At 66.3% G+C, this 15,136-nt stretch carries 12 protein-coding genes; all 12 read right to left on the reverse strand.

Annotated features, from left to right (window positions below):
• Positions 1-67: 67 nt before the first annotated feature.
• Positions 68-1,222 carry an acyltransferase gene (locus tag VF649_RS01880; protein ID WP_331010261.1) on the reverse strand — a complete coding sequence of 385 codons (1,155 nt, stop codon included), beginning with the start codon at positions 1,220-1,222 and terminating at the stop codon, positions 68-70.
• On the reverse strand, positions 1,219-3,264 hold the full coding sequence (locus VF649_RS01885) for an acyltransferase family protein (protein ID WP_331010262.1): 2,046 nt from the start codon (positions 3,262-3,264) through the stop codon (positions 1,219-1,221). The genes VF649_RS01880 and VF649_RS01885 overlap by 4 nt, the downstream gene beginning before the upstream one ends.
• Complete coding sequence (locus tag VF649_RS01890) at positions 3,261-4,361, reverse strand: acyltransferase (RefSeq protein ID WP_331010263.1); 1,101 nt, start codon at positions 4,359-4,361, stop codon at positions 3,261-3,263. The genes VF649_RS01885 and VF649_RS01890 overlap by 4 nt, the downstream gene beginning before the upstream one ends.
• An 84-nt stretch (positions 4,362-4,445) precedes the next feature.
• A complete protein-coding gene (locus VF649_RS01895) occupies positions 4,446-5,375 on the reverse strand; it encodes a DUF6492 family protein (protein WP_331010264.1) in 930 nt (309 codons plus the stop codon).
• A 58-nt stretch (positions 5,376-5,433) separates the two neighbouring features.
• Positions 5,434-6,438 carry a glycosyltransferase family 2 protein gene (locus VF649_RS01900; protein WP_331010265.1) on the reverse strand — a complete coding sequence of 335 codons (1,005 nt, stop codon included), beginning with the start codon at positions 6,436-6,438 and terminating at the stop codon, positions 5,434-5,436.
• Positions 6,439-6,458: 20 nt separating this feature from the next.
• On the reverse strand, positions 6,459-7,349 hold the full coding sequence (locus tag VF649_RS01905) for a polysaccharide biosynthesis tyrosine autokinase (RefSeq protein ID WP_331010266.1): 891 nt from the start codon (positions 7,347-7,349) through the stop codon (positions 6,459-6,461).
• Complete coding sequence (locus tag VF649_RS01910) at positions 7,349-8,755, reverse strand: GNVR domain-containing protein (RefSeq protein ID WP_331010267.1); 1,407 nt, start codon at positions 8,753-8,755, stop codon at positions 7,349-7,351. The genes VF649_RS01905 and VF649_RS01910 overlap by 1 nt, the downstream gene beginning before the upstream one ends.
• A 46-nt stretch (positions 8,756-8,801) precedes the next feature.
• On the reverse strand, positions 8,802-9,668 hold the full coding sequence (locus tag VF649_RS01915; RefSeq protein ID WP_331010268.1) for a polysaccharide biosynthesis/export family protein: 867 nt from the start codon (positions 9,666-9,668) through the stop codon (positions 8,802-8,804).
• A 32-nt stretch (positions 9,669-9,700) separates the two neighbouring features.
• A complete protein-coding gene (locus VF649_RS01920) occupies positions 9,701-10,939 on the reverse strand; it encodes an outer membrane beta-barrel protein (protein ID WP_331010269.1) in 1,239 nt (412 codons plus the stop codon).
• A 52-nt stretch (positions 10,940-10,991) separates the two neighbouring features.
• Positions 10,992-12,155: a glycosyltransferase gene (locus tag VF649_RS01925; RefSeq protein WP_331010270.1), complete on the reverse strand. Its 1,164-nt coding sequence runs from the start codon at positions 12,153-12,155 to the stop codon at positions 10,992-10,994.
• Positions 12,152-13,207 carry an acyltransferase gene (locus tag VF649_RS01930; protein ID WP_331010271.1) on the reverse strand — a complete coding sequence of 352 codons (1,056 nt, stop codon included), beginning with the start codon at positions 13,205-13,207 and terminating at the stop codon, positions 12,152-12,154. Before VF649_RS01930 ends, VF649_RS01925 begins: the two co-directional genes overlap by 4 nt.
• On the reverse strand, positions 13,204-15,108 hold the full coding sequence (locus VF649_RS01935; protein WP_331010272.1) for an acyltransferase family protein: 1,905 nt from the start codon (positions 15,106-15,108) through the stop codon (positions 13,204-13,206). The genes VF649_RS01930 and VF649_RS01935 overlap by 4 nt, the downstream gene beginning before the upstream one ends.
• Positions 15,109-15,136: the final 28 nt, after the last annotated feature.

Consider the following 15,136-nt stretch of genomic DNA (forward strand, 5'->3'; position numbering starts at 1 on the left):
GCGGGCGGGGACCCGGCTGAACAAGCGGACGCAACGGTGGCCGCAATGAGCAACGCAATCCGGCTTCTCATCGAACATCTCCATGCGCCGGCGCCAGCACCCGCTCCACCGGACCCGGCGGCTTTGCCGGTCCGAACCGGCGCAGCCACCGCGTCAATCGCACCTCGATCAGCCTTTGACTAGCCCAGCTGACCACCAGTACCACCGGCAGCGCCAGCAGAAACAGGACCAGCTGCGCCGCCGGTCCCGCCTGGTCCAGCAGGCGCGCCATTCCCGGGCCGCGCTTGACCACCGCCAGCACGGTCGGGTGCCACAGATAGAAGCTGTAGCTGACGGTGCCCAGCCAGAGCAGCGGCCTGGTCGCCAGGATCCGCGCCAGCAGGCCGCGCCCCTCATGGATGCCGATCAGCGCCAGCGTTCCGAAGAGCCCCCCAAGGATCATCAACGGCGCCGACGCGACCCAGGCCGCCCCCGACACATAGAATATCCCCAACAGGTTGGAATCTTCCATGGTCCGCCATTCCATCCACGCCGCCCCGCGCCAGCACAGCAGGAACGCCACCAGCGCGACGCCCGGCCAGCGGTGCAGCCCGTGCACCCGGCGACCGGTCGCCATCTGCCGGGCGATCAACACGCCGGACAGCATCAGCATGGCTCTCGGAAACGCCGCAAGCAGCAGTATCCCGACCGCCCACACCACGGCGCGCATCAGGCCGCGTGGTCGCCACCACCAGACGAATGCCGCCAGCATGTAGAAGAAGATTTCATACCCCAGCGACCAGGCCGGAGGATTGATCAACGGCACCAGGATGAACGGCGGCGCCGGCAACAGGTTGGCGACCCAGTGGCCGATCGTCCGTGCCGCCGGCGGCACGCCCGCCACCAGCCCCAGCAACAGGATCACCACGATCGAAATCCACAGCACCGGAAAGATCCGGGTCGCGCGGTCCCATGCGAATGCGCCCAGCGTCGGCGACCGCGCCAGCGCGCCGATGATGACGATCCCGCTGATCCCGAAGAACAGTTCGACGCCATATTGCAGCGATGTCAGCGCCAGTTCCACCGGCGCGGTGGCAGCGAAGGCGAAGCTCGGCAGTCTGGAATGCGCGATATGGAAGACGAAGACCATCATCGCAAACAGGCCGCGAGCACCGTGGACATAGGGATTGAACGTCGCGCCCGGCTGCTCCCGGATCGGACGCGCGGATGGCCGATCCGTCATGGCCGCGCTTCGCGATCGATCGTGCCGGCGGGATGCCGTGCCGTACCGAACGCATCCATGAACAACCGGCGGTGGGCGATCGCCCCGAACCGCGACACATGATTGTCATCGACGTACAGCGCGCGCCCATCGGCCAGGATCGGGCAGTGACCGGCATTGCACAGCACCGCCCCGGCATCGATGATGCGCAGCGGATGGTGCGCGGCCACATCGTTCAGCAGCCGCGCGGTCCTCGCCTGCCGCAGGGCATAGACCGGGCGCGCGATCCCCGAAAGATCACCGCCGAACAGCATTCGTACCGTGGCGGCCTGCGGCACGTTCACCGCCTGCTCCGGCAGTCCGGTCACCGCGATCATCCGCGCCGGTGCCACGGCCGCGATCGAGCGCACGAAGCCGCGCGCGACCACCGCGTCGTTCCCGTCGGATGCGCCGACCGCATCCACATCGTCGATGAGGCGGATCGGCTTCGCGCCGAGCAGGCCGAACCGCCGGCCCTCCACCATCGCGGGCCAGCGTCCGACGATCAGGATATGGCGAATGGATGGCGTCCGCCGGATCAGCGCATACATCGCCTCCACCCGCGCACGACAGCTACTCCCGGGTTCGTTCACGCCCATCAGCGGTGCGCAGCCGCTTTGCGTCAATGACAGGCCGGACACGCCCGCCTCGGCGGCGGCGGCATCGACGCCCGGCGCCCAGGCATCGCCGAAACTGTCGCCGACCAGCGCAAAGCTGGGCGCCACCCCGGCCGTGCCGATGCGGCAGACGTCGCCCGCCGCCAACCGCGCGATGGACGGACTATCGCACGCCGCGCGCCGCGGATTGATGTCGAATGGCGCCATTGCCACCACGCGGATCGCCGCGGGATATCGATCCGGCCAGCCGCGCGCGACGATCAGCGCCGCCGCGACCGCCGCCAACCCCGCCGCGCCGACCCCGGTGAACGTCAGCAGCCGGCGCAACGACACGCTCCGTTGCCGCCAAGGCTGCTCGATCCACTTCCAGGCCGCGATCGCGACGGTCAGCGTGACGGCCAGCAGCATCGCGATCTCGATCGGCGTCAGCGGTCGTTGCAGCGCGTAGCGGGTGAAAACGATCAGCGGCCAGTGCCAGATATAGAGCGAGTAGGAGATCGATCCCACGAACACCAGGGGCCGGGTCGCCAGCAACCGGCCGACGCCGCTCGGCCCGCTACCGGTGGCATGCACGATCGCCGCCGCGCCCAGGCACGGCAGCAACGCGCTGGCGCCCGGAAAGGGCGTATCCGCGCCATAGGCAAGAACCGCGATGCCGATGGCGGCCAGCCCCGCCCATCCCACGCCATCGCGCACGGATTCTGATCGGATCGCCGGGACCGCGCCGATGGCCAGCAGCGATCCCGCCATCAATTCCCACAATCGCGCGAACGGCAGATAGAAGGCGGCGTCGGGCGCCGTCGCCACCTGGTACAGACTGGTTCCCAGCGACAGCGCAACCAGCCCCCACAACAGCGGTTTCAACCATCCGTCGCGCCGCACCACCACCATCATCAGCAGCGGAAACAGCAGATAATATTGCTCTTCCACCCCCAGCGACCACATGTGAAGCAGCGGAAACTGTTCGGCGCTGGGCGTGAAATAGCCGATCTTCAACCAGAAGAAGATGTTGGCTGCAAACCCCAACGTGGCAATCACGCTGTAGGCATATAGTTTCAGGTCGACCGGGATCAGGATCGCGAGCGCCACCACCGTCGTCGCGGTCAGCGCGGCAATCAGATTGGGCACGATGCGTCGCAACCGGCGTTCGTAGAACCGCAAGATCGAAAAACGCCGCTCCGTCATTTCGCGGAACAGGATTCCGGTAATCAGGAAACCGGAAATCACGAAGAAGATATCGACCCCGACGAACCCGCCCGACAGCGTGCCGACGCCGGCATGGAACAGCACGACCGGTAGCACCGCCACCGCTCGCAATCCGTCGATTTCCGGCCGGTAACGATGCGCGGCATCCGCCGGCGCCGATCGCGTCCGGCTGCGATCCTCCGCGCGGATACCGTCGGTCACGTCGCACCCTGCCGCGTCGTGCTGTTGCGCGGGCGATGATAGAAGCGCGTCAGCCAGCGATAGCCCGGCCGCTCCAGACCGACATAGACGAGGCCGGCGGCGATCAGGCAGACGACGAACGAGATCGCGATATACAGCCAGGGATCGCGGATGCCGCCGCGCGTCATCAGCATGGCCAGCAGGGTCAGCGTGAATGGATGCGAGAGATACAGCGCGAACGACATGTCGCCGCCGAACACCAGCAGCCGCTTGATGCGGCCCGGCTCCGGCGCTTCCCGCACCAGCGCCAGCCCCGCGCACAGCAGCAGCGCCGGCGCGCCCGCCCACAGGAACCGCCACCGAAAATCGACCCCGGGCACGTCCATCGCGCGCAGCCCCAGTAACGCCGCGACACCCGCCGCCACCAGCAGCCAGCTCACGCCCCGCGAGATGCGAACCCCACGCCGGCGCACGGCGGCGATCGCGATGCCGAACAGGAATTCGATCACGACCGGGCTGCACCAGAACCCGAACGGCAGGTCGAGCGGTCCGAAAAGGCCGGACAGGGCGAGCGTCACCAGGATTGCGGCGATGATCGCCAGCCCGATCCGGCGCGGCATCGTCAATCCGATCGCGAAGCAGACATAGAACAGCATTTCAAAGTTCAGCGTCCAGCCCAGGATCAGCACCGGGAACACCACACCCGACGGATTGGCCGCCGGAATGAACAGGAACGATGCCGCGATATGCCAGGGCGAGGTTACGTTGCTGGCCAGCTGGGCCGGAAACAGCGCCATCGCCACCAGTACCAGCGCCGTGAACGCCCAATAGGGCGGCACCAGCCGGATCAGCCGCCGCTCCATGAACCGGCGCGACGCCCCCGGCCGCCCGAACTGGTCGGCCGAGATATGATACATGATGAAGCCGCTGATGACGAAGAAGATATCGACGCCGCCCGGCCACCAAACCGCTTCGAATGGCCGGAAACCCGCGACATTCAGGTCCGGTCGCTGCAACACTTCATGGTTCAGATGCCCGAACAGCACCATCGCCGCCGCGACGAACCGCAGGATCTGGATGTTCCACACCGTACCGGTGGCGCTGCGCCCGACCGTCATGCCCCAACCTCGTGAGACGACTTGCCCCGCACGCGGCCAGCCTGCGCCGGCATGGCGCTCATCCCCGATGTCATCGCTTGCATCCTACGTCGCCGCTCCGGTCGAACGCGCCACGGCTTCGGCGATCAGCCGCTGCCGTTCCGCCATGCCCGACATGATCGTCGACTGGATGTGCACGGCCGCATGATGTGCCTGCAATCCATTCAGAAACGCCGTGCGGCTGTCCGCGCCATCCACCCATAGCGAATGAACTCCCGCGAACGGTGCGATGTGATGATCGCCCCGTTCGGGCAGGGCATATTCCGCATGATAGCCATAGAGCATATATTCCGACACGTTCCCCGTCTTCGCCACCGCCGTGCGCCAGTCTGCGCCGGTCACTGCTTCGATCCGGTCCAGCATGCGGACCAGGTTCGATCGCTTCCACGTAATGACGTTGCCGATATATCCGTTTTCCGCAACGCCGGCGGCGTCCAGCCCCAGCAGCGCCATGGAGGTTTCACGCCAGCGCCGATGATGGTCACTTGCCAACCCGCCGGCATTGCGGTGCAGCCGCACCTTGCCGTCCACCTGGAAAATGTCGCGATCGATATCGCGGATGAAGGCCAGATCGCTGTCGATGAACACCAGCGTCTCGTCCTGCGTCAGTTCGGCCGACTGCAATTTCAGGATCTGCTGGATCAGCCAGCCGGTGATTCGTCCGACACCGGGCTTGAACCATTGTTCCCGCAATCGCCGGTCGATCAGGCCCGGAATGCGGAGCCGCGACGGCAGCGGCAACTTGAAAAAGCCGTGAGGCCGCAGAAGATCTTCGGCGATCAGCACGACGCGATCGGGGGACGCCAAGGGGCCGAACAGGCGGACATCCCGGCGCGGCACGATCAGGATGTGGCGGTAGGCCATTCGGAAATGACGATCGATGGTTTCGCATAACGCGACCGTGATCGCGTGATCCGGCCGATAGGTGGGCGTGACCACGGTCACCCGATCGCCCATGTACATCCGGTCGCTCATGTCCCCGTTCCCCGACTTTGTGGAGTGTCCTCCGGCCGTCGCGCTGCCTGGCCCTGCATCATGTCGCATGGCTTGCCTGCCATCGCGGCTCGCGAACCGTCACCAGACCCTGCACGAACCCGGCGGCCCAGGCGACATGCATCACCAGCGCGGCCGGCCCGGCCAGCAGCCCGCACCGGGACCGCCGCCGCCAAGCCACCTGCACCGACACTGCCGCCAGCGCGAGCAGATAGCCGAGTGGCAGAAGCAGGGTCCAGCCGTTCCACGGCGCCAGCAGCAGCGCCAGCAGGTTCGCCGCGACGAAGCTCGGCACGGCCAGCTGACGCGCGCGGATCGTGCCGGGGTGGCGGCGCACGGTGCGCGACCGGCCCTTGCCGTAATTGCGATATTGCCGCGCCAGCGCACGAAATGTCGGCCGGACCCAGTAGGTCAGCCGGATGTCGGCCTCCAGCCACACCCTGAACCCGCTCCGATTGAGCCGGCAATCCAGTTCGGCATCCTCATTGTGGCTGTATGTCTGATCATAGCCGCCCACCGCCAGGAAACTGGCCAGACGCCAGCCCGCATGATGCCCATGATCGACGAACCCGCTGCGCATGCCGCCCCGGTGCGCCGATCCACCCGATCCGGCCGGCGTATCGGAAACCCACGCAATGGCGCGTCCGATACAGCTGGTACCGACCGAATCCATCGGCACGACCACCGAATCCGCCCCGCTCCGCGCGATTGCCGACGCGACGTTCATGACGAACCCGGGCGGATAACCGGCATGCGCATCGCAGCGGATCAGGATCTCCGCCCAATCCCGCACCTGATTTGCGACCAGATTGACCGCTGCGCTTTGCAGGCGCTGCGGGTTGTCGACCCAGCATATACGGGCATCGTTCCGCGCCATCCCCGTGACGATCGCAGCCGTCGCATCCCAGCTGCCGCCATCGGCGACATACAGCCGCACGTCGCGATCAGCCGGCACGCCGTCCAGCAATTGCCCGATCACCGCAGCAATGCCGGCTGCTTCGTTGAGCGTCGGAATGACCACCGCGATCCCGGAAGGCGACGACATGGCGGGTCTCGCGCCGCGGCTCAGCGCGCGGCGCTCATCGCCGACCCCACGATGCGGATGCCGAACCCGCGACAGCTTTCCACCAGGCGCTTGGCGCCGCGCGTCCGTGTCTGCTCGCGGTGCGTTACGATCAGTGCCCCCACCGCTTCCGCGCCGATCAGCTGATAATCGCTGCCGACTTCCGCCGCGGGCGTGTCGAAGATCACCATCTCGAACCGCTGACGGGTTTCATCGACAAGCCGGCTCAACATGCCGCGCAGCAGCAACTCCTGCGGGTTGGGCGGGATCCCGCCGGCGGGCATCACGGTCAGGCTCGGGATGCCCGGAACTTCGACGAACGCGTTCGGATCGACCCGCCCGGCCAGATACCCGGACAGGCCGATCCGGTCGTCCAGATTGAACAGATGATGCTGCGTCGGGTTGCGCATGTCGGCGTCGACCAGCAGGGTGTTGAATCCCACCTGCGCCAGGCACACCGCCAGATTGGCCGCCATGACCGACCGGCCGTCGCCGCGCTGCGGACTGACCACCGCCAGCGTGTTCGCCCCCTGCGGATGCTTGAACCAGCGCAGCGCGAGCGCGTTGCGGATCGACCGGTAATCCTCGGCCGCCTGCGATTGCGGCGCCGTGAACGCCAGCGGCTCGCCCGTCACGCCACCCTGCGCGCCGCGCAGGTCGAACTGCGTCGCCAACGCCCGCTGCAGGGTCGACTGGTCGATGAAGCCCAGCGCCACCGCCGCGTCGCCGAACCGCATACCATGCTCGTCGGCATAACGCTCGGCTTCCTGCGCCTGCTCGTCGGTCAGCAGGTTGATCTGGCGCAGCATCTCGCCGATCCGGTTGGGGGACGGTGCATGATAGTCGACCGGCCGGGTCGGCGTTCGTACGCCAGGTTCGGGAACGTCGTTCATCAGATCTGTCCTTCCGCGGGTCCCGGCAGATAGCGTTTCGTCGATCCGATCAGCCGGGTCGGCGCCGCCTCGATGGAGCGTACTCCACCGAGATTGGGAATCCCGAGCCACACGGTCGCGTCCTCCGGGGTGCGCATCCGCTGATCCAGGAATTCCAGCAGGAAGGCGGTGCCAACGCCCAGGATCGTACCCAGGAACATCCCGATCACGATCTTCAGCGGCCAGGGCAGCCCGGATGGAGCGGATGGCGCCGTGGCCGGCGACAGGATCGAGATGTTGGTCTGGCTCGAATTGCCCAGCAGGTTGGTCTGCGACTGGCGCGCGACCAGCTGGACGTAGGTCTGCTTCAGGTTGTCGACGTCCTGCTGCAACGCCGCGACTTCACCGCGGGCACGCTGCGCACCGATCACGCGGGCACGCTGCGCCTCCAGCGATCCGCGCAGCGACGCCACGCTCTGACCCGCCTGCGCCGAACTCGCCGCCGCCGATTGCGTCACCAGGGCGCGTTGCTTGGCCAATTCGCTGCGCAGCGATGCGATCTGGTTGGTGATCTGCTGATAATCGACATTGTTCGGGCCGGCGAACGTCGCAAGCTGGCGCCGCTGCCCCTCCAGCCGCGCGATATCGGATTGCAGGCTCTGTACCACCGGGCTCATCATCACGTCGGGCAAGGCACTGCTGCCGGTGCGCGCGCCCTGTGTTGCCTGCGCCGCCTGCGCCGCGGCCAGCTGCTCCGACAACGCGTTCAGGCGCGCATCGTCGGCATCGGACTGCTCGGCCAGTCCCGTCACGCCCAGTTCCGCACGACGCTTCGCAAGCGCCTCCTGCGCGTCCGCCAGCCGCCGCCGAAGATCGGCCGCCGACCGGACATAGAAACCGGCGGCTTCACGCGCCGGTTCCGTCTGCAACGCGAGGCTGACGTCGCGATAGGCGTTGGCAAACGCGTTGGCCGATATCGCGGCCGCTTCGGGATTGGTGGTCGCATAGTTGATCGTGATCACGCGCGATTCGGTCGATGGAAGCACCCGCAACCCACGCTGCAGCTGCCGCGCGAAGAACAGTGCCGGCGATCCGGGCGATCCCGCCTCCCGATATTGCCGCAACGCCTCGGGATCCTGCGTCATGCCGAGCTTGCGCGCCGCTTCCATCGCGACCCGGTCCGAGCGAATGACATCGACCTGCGTCGCGAGATAATCCGGCTGCAGCTGCGGCGTCACGCCGCTGTCACCGGGGACCATCGACACCGCGTCCGGCGCACGCACATTGACCAGCACCTGGGCCGAGGCCTGATAGATGCTCGCGGACAGGAATGCCCACAATGCGGACAGCAGCAGGCCGATCGCGATCGCGGCGAGGACGATCCGCCAGCGCGCTTTCAGGATCAGACCGATTTGGAGCAGGTTCATAGGATTTCCTTGGCTTCCATCAGCGAACGGATACGGCGTTCACGGATCAGAACAGGCGCTGTCCGACATAGATCAGGTCGTTGGGCTGAACCGGCGTATCGAAATTCACCTTCTTGGCCTCGGTCGCGGTGCCGTCGGGCGCCTTGTGCGTCACCCGGATCCGCCCCTTCGACCCGCGCGGCGTGATCCCGCCGCCCAGCGCCACCGCCTGTCCGACCGTCATGCCGGGTTCCAGCGGGTAGGCGCCCGGCCGACCGACTTCACCGGAAACATAGATGGTGGGCGCGGACTCGACGACCAGGATCTCGCCCGGACGCGCGTCGCGGTCGCGCGCGCCGGACACCAGGTCGCTGATCCGGAACTGTTCGCTGGCTGCCGCATCGGATTGACCGCCCTTGACGGTCACGATCCCGCTGCCGGTTCCGAACGCCGCACCGGCCCGTGCCAGCACCGCAGCCAACGACAGTCCGGGTCGATCGAGCGGAACTTCGCCCGGACGGCCGACCGCGCCCATCACCATCACCACCTTGGATCGCACTTCGGCCACCAGGACGTTGACGGAGGGCGCCACCAGGATGCCGCGCTTCTTCAACCCGGACGCAAGCTTGTCGGCGATGCCATCGGCCGTCAGTCCGGCAACCGTGACATTGCCCAATGCGGGAAAGGTGATGGCGCCGTCGGTACCGACCCGCACCGAGGATTGCAGATCGGGGGAACGATAGACGCTGATCGTCAGCAGATCGCCGGCACCAATCTTGTAATCGGCCGACGCGCCCGAAATAATGGGGGCCGGTGCCGACATCGCAGCGCCGGTTCCCGTCGGGAACGCGGATTGCGCCAGTGCCACGCCGGCGCAGGCGATCGCTGCCATGACGCCGCCCAAATAGACTATCGACCCAGCACGCTTCACCATGTCATCTCCAGATCGGTTCGAGTCGCGCTGCATTAGAACACCGTTGCTTTACGATTGCCGAACGCAACCGACGCGGTGGCCGCAATCGTCATCGCCTTGTAGCCGCCAAGCGCGATGTTGGACCGTCGCTGATCATATGCGGCCCGCGCGCCCAGCAGCAGCCGTCCGAGCAGCCGATATTCCGCTCCGCCGGCCAGGCGGAACAGCCGTTCCCTGCGATCGGTGAGCTGGGGCAGCTGGGACAAGGGGTCGTACCGAAAGATCCGCCAGCCGATATCGAGCCGGCCGTTCAAAGTCAGCTGATCCATGACCTGCGCGACGACCGTTGCGGCGGCATAATCGGATCGGACCGAATCGATGAAGATGTAGCTCTGTGCCTCCAGCCGGCGCCCCGCCGTCAGCGAAACCCTGAACGAATCCCGCGGCATGTAGCGCAGGATCACCTCGCCCGAGGGTCCGGTATAATCATTGTTCAGGACGGAGCGGTCATTGCGCCGGATGATCCCGACATTCGCCTCGATACTGGTCAGCACACTGGGTGCGTAGCGAAGCTTCACGCCCACCCCGGTATCGACCAGGTTGATCCGCGACAGGACGCTCTGCGTCTCGGACACCGGGATCGTACGGTCGCTTAGTCCATCCGTATAGCGCTGCGACACCGTCACCGCGATGCTGTTGCCGATCGGCGAAAACCAGCCAACGCCGACACCCGTACCATATTGCCGGAAGTCATTGACCTTCACGATGTCCGCGGAATTCTGGCTCTGCGTGAATTCCGGATTGGCCACCAGACGGATGTCCGGCGTGATCGGCAGCGTGAACTCCCCCGTCACCCGCTGCAGATCCTGCACGTTGCGCAGCCGCGTCCGGATATCGGCGTAGGAACTGAGCGAACGCTGCGACAGCGCATCCAGCCGCAGCCCGACGATCCCGCCGGTTTCCCGGGTCACCGCCGCCTGGGCGGTATAATTGAAATTGTTCAGGGCCGAATTGCGCCGATACCATTCCTGCCCGGCATCGAGTTGCAGCACCGTGTTGAAGTTGCCCGGATTCACCTCCGCGGTGACCGTGCCACCCAGGGAGAAGACATCGTCGGAACGGGAGCCGCTCTGCTGATCCGCGTTCGGGAGCGCCTTGGATTGCCGGAATAGATTGCTTTCATGCCGATATCCGCTGTTCACGCGCAGATCGACCTCCGCCTGCGCGGAACCAGCAGCCAGAGCCGCAACCGATATCGCAACGACCGCGACGGCGCCTGATCTTGTCTTCACGCTATTCCCCTTGAACCTCGTGGCTAGACGGGCGCTCGGCATCTGCCAACCCCTATCGAACATCATGGGCAATTCCCTGTCGGCAATGGGATGCGACGAGTTGCTGATAGAGATCCGCGGTCTGCCGACCGATGGTGCTCCACTCCGGGGCCCAGTCCATGCCGGTTGCACAGGGTGCCCGCCCGATGCCGTCGGCGAGCGCGGCGGCCAGCGCCGCCGCATCGCCCGGCTCCACCAGGGCACCGCTGCCTTCGGCCGAACCGATCGCATCGACAAAGGCGCCCAACCGGCTCGCGATCATCCATTTGCGGAAGCCGGCGACCAGGAACAGGACGCCGCTCGCCTCGATCGCGCGATAGGGAAAGACGAACGCATCGGCACTGCCCAGCAGATCGCTCATCGCGCGATCGTCCAGTCGCCCCAGCCGGAATGTCAGCGTCGGCGCATGCAGCCCGAGGGCCTCCGCGCGCGCCAGGATCGGCGCCATGTTCATCAACGGATCACCCGCGACGACGACGTTCAGCCGCGCCCGCGTCTCGGCCGGCAACAGGCCCAGCGCCTCCACCAGTACGTCGACGCCCTTATAGGCCTGCAACCGTCCGAACAGCACCACGCGCCACCGATCCGCCGGCTTGTCGGGATCCGGGCGCGGCGCAAGCCGGAGCGCGATCGGGCCATGTGCCACGACGGCAATCCGCGCCGCGTCGACACCACGCGCGATCAGGGCGTCGCGCGCGCCCTGGGTATGGACGATCAGGCGCTGTGCGGCCGTGAACAACATGTCATATCCTTGCACCTGCGCCTGGCTGACATCCGCACCATTCAGCGGGGTCGTGTCATGAACCGTGAACACGACCGGGCGACCACGCGCAATCCGGCGGATCGCCGCAACGTCCAGTCTGGGCAAAGCCGCCCACTGAAAATGCACCACGTCATAGGCTTCGCGCGCGATCAGCCGCTCCATGCGCCGCAGATCGATCGCATGTTCGACACCCTTGACCAGCTTCCATGCCTTGCCACTGCGCCGCCGGCGCCCGTCCGTCAGCCGGTAGAAATGCATCGCGACCTCGGCCTCCGGGATATCACCCTCCTCCCCCGGCCGCAGGTCACGGACCGCCCAGCGGGGTGCGACGCCATTCGCCGCCAGCCCTGCCGACAACGCCGCATCGTAGGGCGCGGTGTAAAGCGACGGATCGACCAGCAGAACCCGGATCATGCCGCCGCACTCCTGGGTGTCCGCAACCACATCGCCAGCCGGCGTCGCACCGGCCGATCGTAGAACAGGTCGGCCGCCCACGCGATCCCGATCATCAGGATGACCAGCGCCATCCCACTCCATGGAGCGATCGGCTCAAGCCGTCCGATCACCTGTTTCGCCATCGTGTTGGCCACCGGCATCAACGGGCTGTGGAGGGCATAGATCGCAAAGGAAATTGCGCCCAGCATTTCGGCAACGCCGCCACGGTGCGGCTCCACGATCGTCCCGGCGTAGATGAAGGCGGGAAACAGGATCATGATGCAGACCAGATCATAATAGGGCCCCGCCATCAGGCTCGGCAGAAAGGTCAGCACCAGCGCGGCCGGCAGCAACCAAGCCCAGCTGGTTCGCATCACCGGCGGTCGCGGCAACCGCTGTAACGCCACACCAAGAAAGAAGGAAAACAGGGTTCGTGCGATGCCGAGTGCGGCCGTGGACCATTCCGCCCCGACATCGGCGGTGCCGTGCGCACCGGTCTGCACGGCCAGGACGATCCCCGACACCAGGATGATCGCGATCAGCACGCCGCGCGTCAGCCATCGCCATATCACCACCAGCAGCAAATTGACCGCCAGTTCGAAGAACAGCGACCAGCCCACGATGTTGAACGGCTGCAGCCAGTCGCGCGGCCCGATGACGAACGGCGCCGGCAACATCACCAGCGCGGCCGCAATCGACGACCCGATCTCCAGCGCGGAATGCCCGTCCCGTTGGCCCATCCGGGTCGCGGCCAGATAGAATACGATCCCGATCAGCGTGCCCGCCAGATAGAGCGGGTAGAGCCGGACCAGCCGCAGCAGCGCGAACCGGCCGAAACCGATCCCGGCGTCCAGCCGCGCACCATAGGCATGCGCGATGACCAGCCCGCTCAACCCGAAGAACAGGTCGACCGCAAGATAGCCGTGCGGCACGGCGATCGGTGCCAGGAAAGCGGACATGTGCATGCAGACAACGGCTACCGCGGCGACCCCGCGCATGCTGTCCAGCGTATGAAAATGCCGCGTCGTCATCGCGCACGGATCGTGGGCAGCAGCGCATCCGCCACCACTTCGGACCCCGCGCCCGTGAAATGCCCATAATCGAACTGCATCGGCACGCCCGGGCGTGCCCACGTTCGACAGCGCGACTGCGGACAGAGCAGCACGACGAGCGAGACATAGGGCGTACCGGTGCGCACCGCGACGGCCTGCATCGCGCGGTCCGTGGCCTGGACATTGGCCGTCAGGGCCCGTTGGGGCAGGTCGGGGTCGCCGCGCCGATCGGCGAACACCAGCAGCCGGGGCAAGGCAGTTGCATATTGCGGCGCCGGTCCGATCAGGATCGGCCGCGCGCGCCGGATGGCGGGGTTGGTCAGCGTGGCCTCGATCGCGGGCAGGTCACCCATGCTCCACCGCCCCGCCAGCAACAACCGGTCGACGCGGTGGGCGGGAAGCCATGATGTCAGCAAATCGCGGAAGAAACGTTGGCAAGCACCCTCTTGAGCCGACGGATACACCAGCGGCCGCCATCCGGTCCGTGTGGCCTGGAGGACGTCAAACCGATCGCGATGCGTGGCGAAACCGGGCCACAGATGTGCTGCATGGCTGTCTCCCGCGATCAGGATCACGGGCCTGGAACCCGTGGCGGGCACAAGGCAGCGCGCCGCATCATACCGATCGGTATCTCCGACCTGGAAACAGCGGCCCCCTCGATAAAGTCGGTCTCCGTCCAACTCCGCATAGCCGGCGATCGCGCGCTGCGCGGGCGTGAACCGGGCCGGCAGGCCGCCCGACAGGGACAGCGCGGCCGCAACGACGACCGAGAGCAGCATGACACCCAGCGCGACACCAAGAATGACCGGTGTTCGCCAGCCGGACACGCCCACCCGAAACGGGCGCTCGACGAAATGCCATGACAGGACGGCCAGGATCAGCCCGGCCAGCACCTCACCGGCCATCACCAACGGTGTCCGCGGCAGGAACAGCGCCATTTCCGCGAACACGATGACGGGCCAGTGCCACAGATAGAGAGAAAACGAGATTCGCCCGACAAAGACGACAGGCGGTAGCGCCAGCAGCCGCGCCACGACGGTCCGCGCAGCGCCGGTCGCGATCATCAGCGCCGCGCCCAGGCATGGCAGCAACGCCGCGATCCCGGGGAAGGGCGTCGCCTCCGTGTAGCGCCTGATGGCATATAGAACCATCAGCAACCCCATCGCCGCCAATGCTTCGTTGAGCCACTGAAAACGGCTGGGCCGGAGCCCCAGCGCGATCATGGCTCCGATGCTCAATTCCCAGGCCCGCGCGGGCAGCATGTAAAAGGCAGATGCCGGATCGACCCGGACCAGATAGATGGCCACGGCCAGCGAGACTACCGACACCGCCAGCACCAGCGCCTTCTGCCGCGCGATCTGCGTCCCGATGGCGGCCAGCATCAGCGGCCAGAGAATGTAGAATTGCTCCTCCACCGCCAGCGACCAGGTGTGCAGCAGCGGTTTCAAGCGGGCGGCGGGCGCGAAATAGCCGGTTTCCGAATAGAACAGGATGTTGGACCCGAAGAGCGTCGTCGCGCCCAATGATCGGGCATAGCGGATCAATTCCGCCGGCAGCATCACAACCGCCGCGATGATCGTGACGACCGTCAACATGACGAACAGCGCCGGGAAGATTCGCAGCACACGCCGCCGGTAGAATTCCGACAACGAGTGACGACCCACCGCGAGGTCGCGGACCAGGATGCCGGTGATCAGATAGCCCGAGATGACGAAGAAGATGTCGACACCGACATAGCCGCCCCAGAACCCCGGAATACCGACATGATTGAGCACCACCGGCAGCACGGCCAGCGTCCGCAGGCCGTCGATGTCCGCACGATAGGCCATGTGCGTTGCCGCATGAATGGCGCGGCGTTCCGCTGGGACAACTTCGCTCATGCAAATCTCACTCGAAACGCGATTTGCC

The organism is Sphingomonas sp. (assembly GCF_036387535.1).
In the GTDB taxonomy this organism is placed as follows: domain Bacteria; phylum Pseudomonadota; class Alphaproteobacteria; order Sphingomonadales; family Sphingomonadaceae; genus Sphingomonas_R.

Excerpts from the sequence above, each read along its gene's own strand:
- VF649_RS01890 (WP_331010263.1), bottom strand. The coding sequence starts at position 4,361 with ATGACGGTCGGGCGCAGCGCCACCGGTACGGTGTGGAACATCCAGATC.
- VF649_RS01925 (WP_331010270.1), bottom strand. The coding sequence starts at position 12,155 with ATGATCCGGGTTCTGCTGGTCGATCCGTCGCTTTACACCGCGCCCTAC.
- VF649_RS01930 (WP_331010271.1), bottom strand. The coding sequence starts at position 13,207 with ATGACGACGCGGCATTTTCATACGCTGGACAGCATGCGCGGGGTCGCC.
- VF649_RS01915 (WP_331010268.1), bottom strand. The coding sequence starts at position 9,668 with ATGGTGAAGCGTGCTGGGTCGATAGTCTATTTGGGCGGCGTCATGGCA.
- VF649_RS01910 (WP_331010267.1), bottom strand. The coding sequence starts at position 8,755 with ATGAACCTGCTCCAAATCGGTCTGATCCTGAAAGCGCGCTGGCGGATC.
- VF649_RS01935 (WP_331010272.1), bottom strand. The coding sequence starts at position 15,108 with ATGAGCGAAGTTGTCCCAGCGGAACGCCGCGCCATTCATGCGGCAACG.
- VF649_RS01905 (WP_331010266.1), bottom strand. The coding sequence starts at position 7,349 with ATGAACGACGTTCCCGAACCTGGCGTACGAACGCCGACCCGGCCGGTC.
- VF649_RS01880 (WP_331010261.1), bottom strand. The coding sequence starts at position 1,222 with ATGACGGATCGGCCATCCGCGCGTCCGATCCGGGAGCAGCCGGGCGCG.
- VF649_RS01895 (WP_331010264.1), bottom strand. The coding sequence starts at position 5,375 with ATGAGCGACCGGATGTACATGGGCGATCGGGTGACCGTGGTCACGCCC.
- VF649_RS01900 (WP_331010265.1), bottom strand. The coding sequence starts at position 6,438 with ATGTCGTCGCCTTCCGGGATCGCGGTGGTCATTCCGACGCTCAACGAA.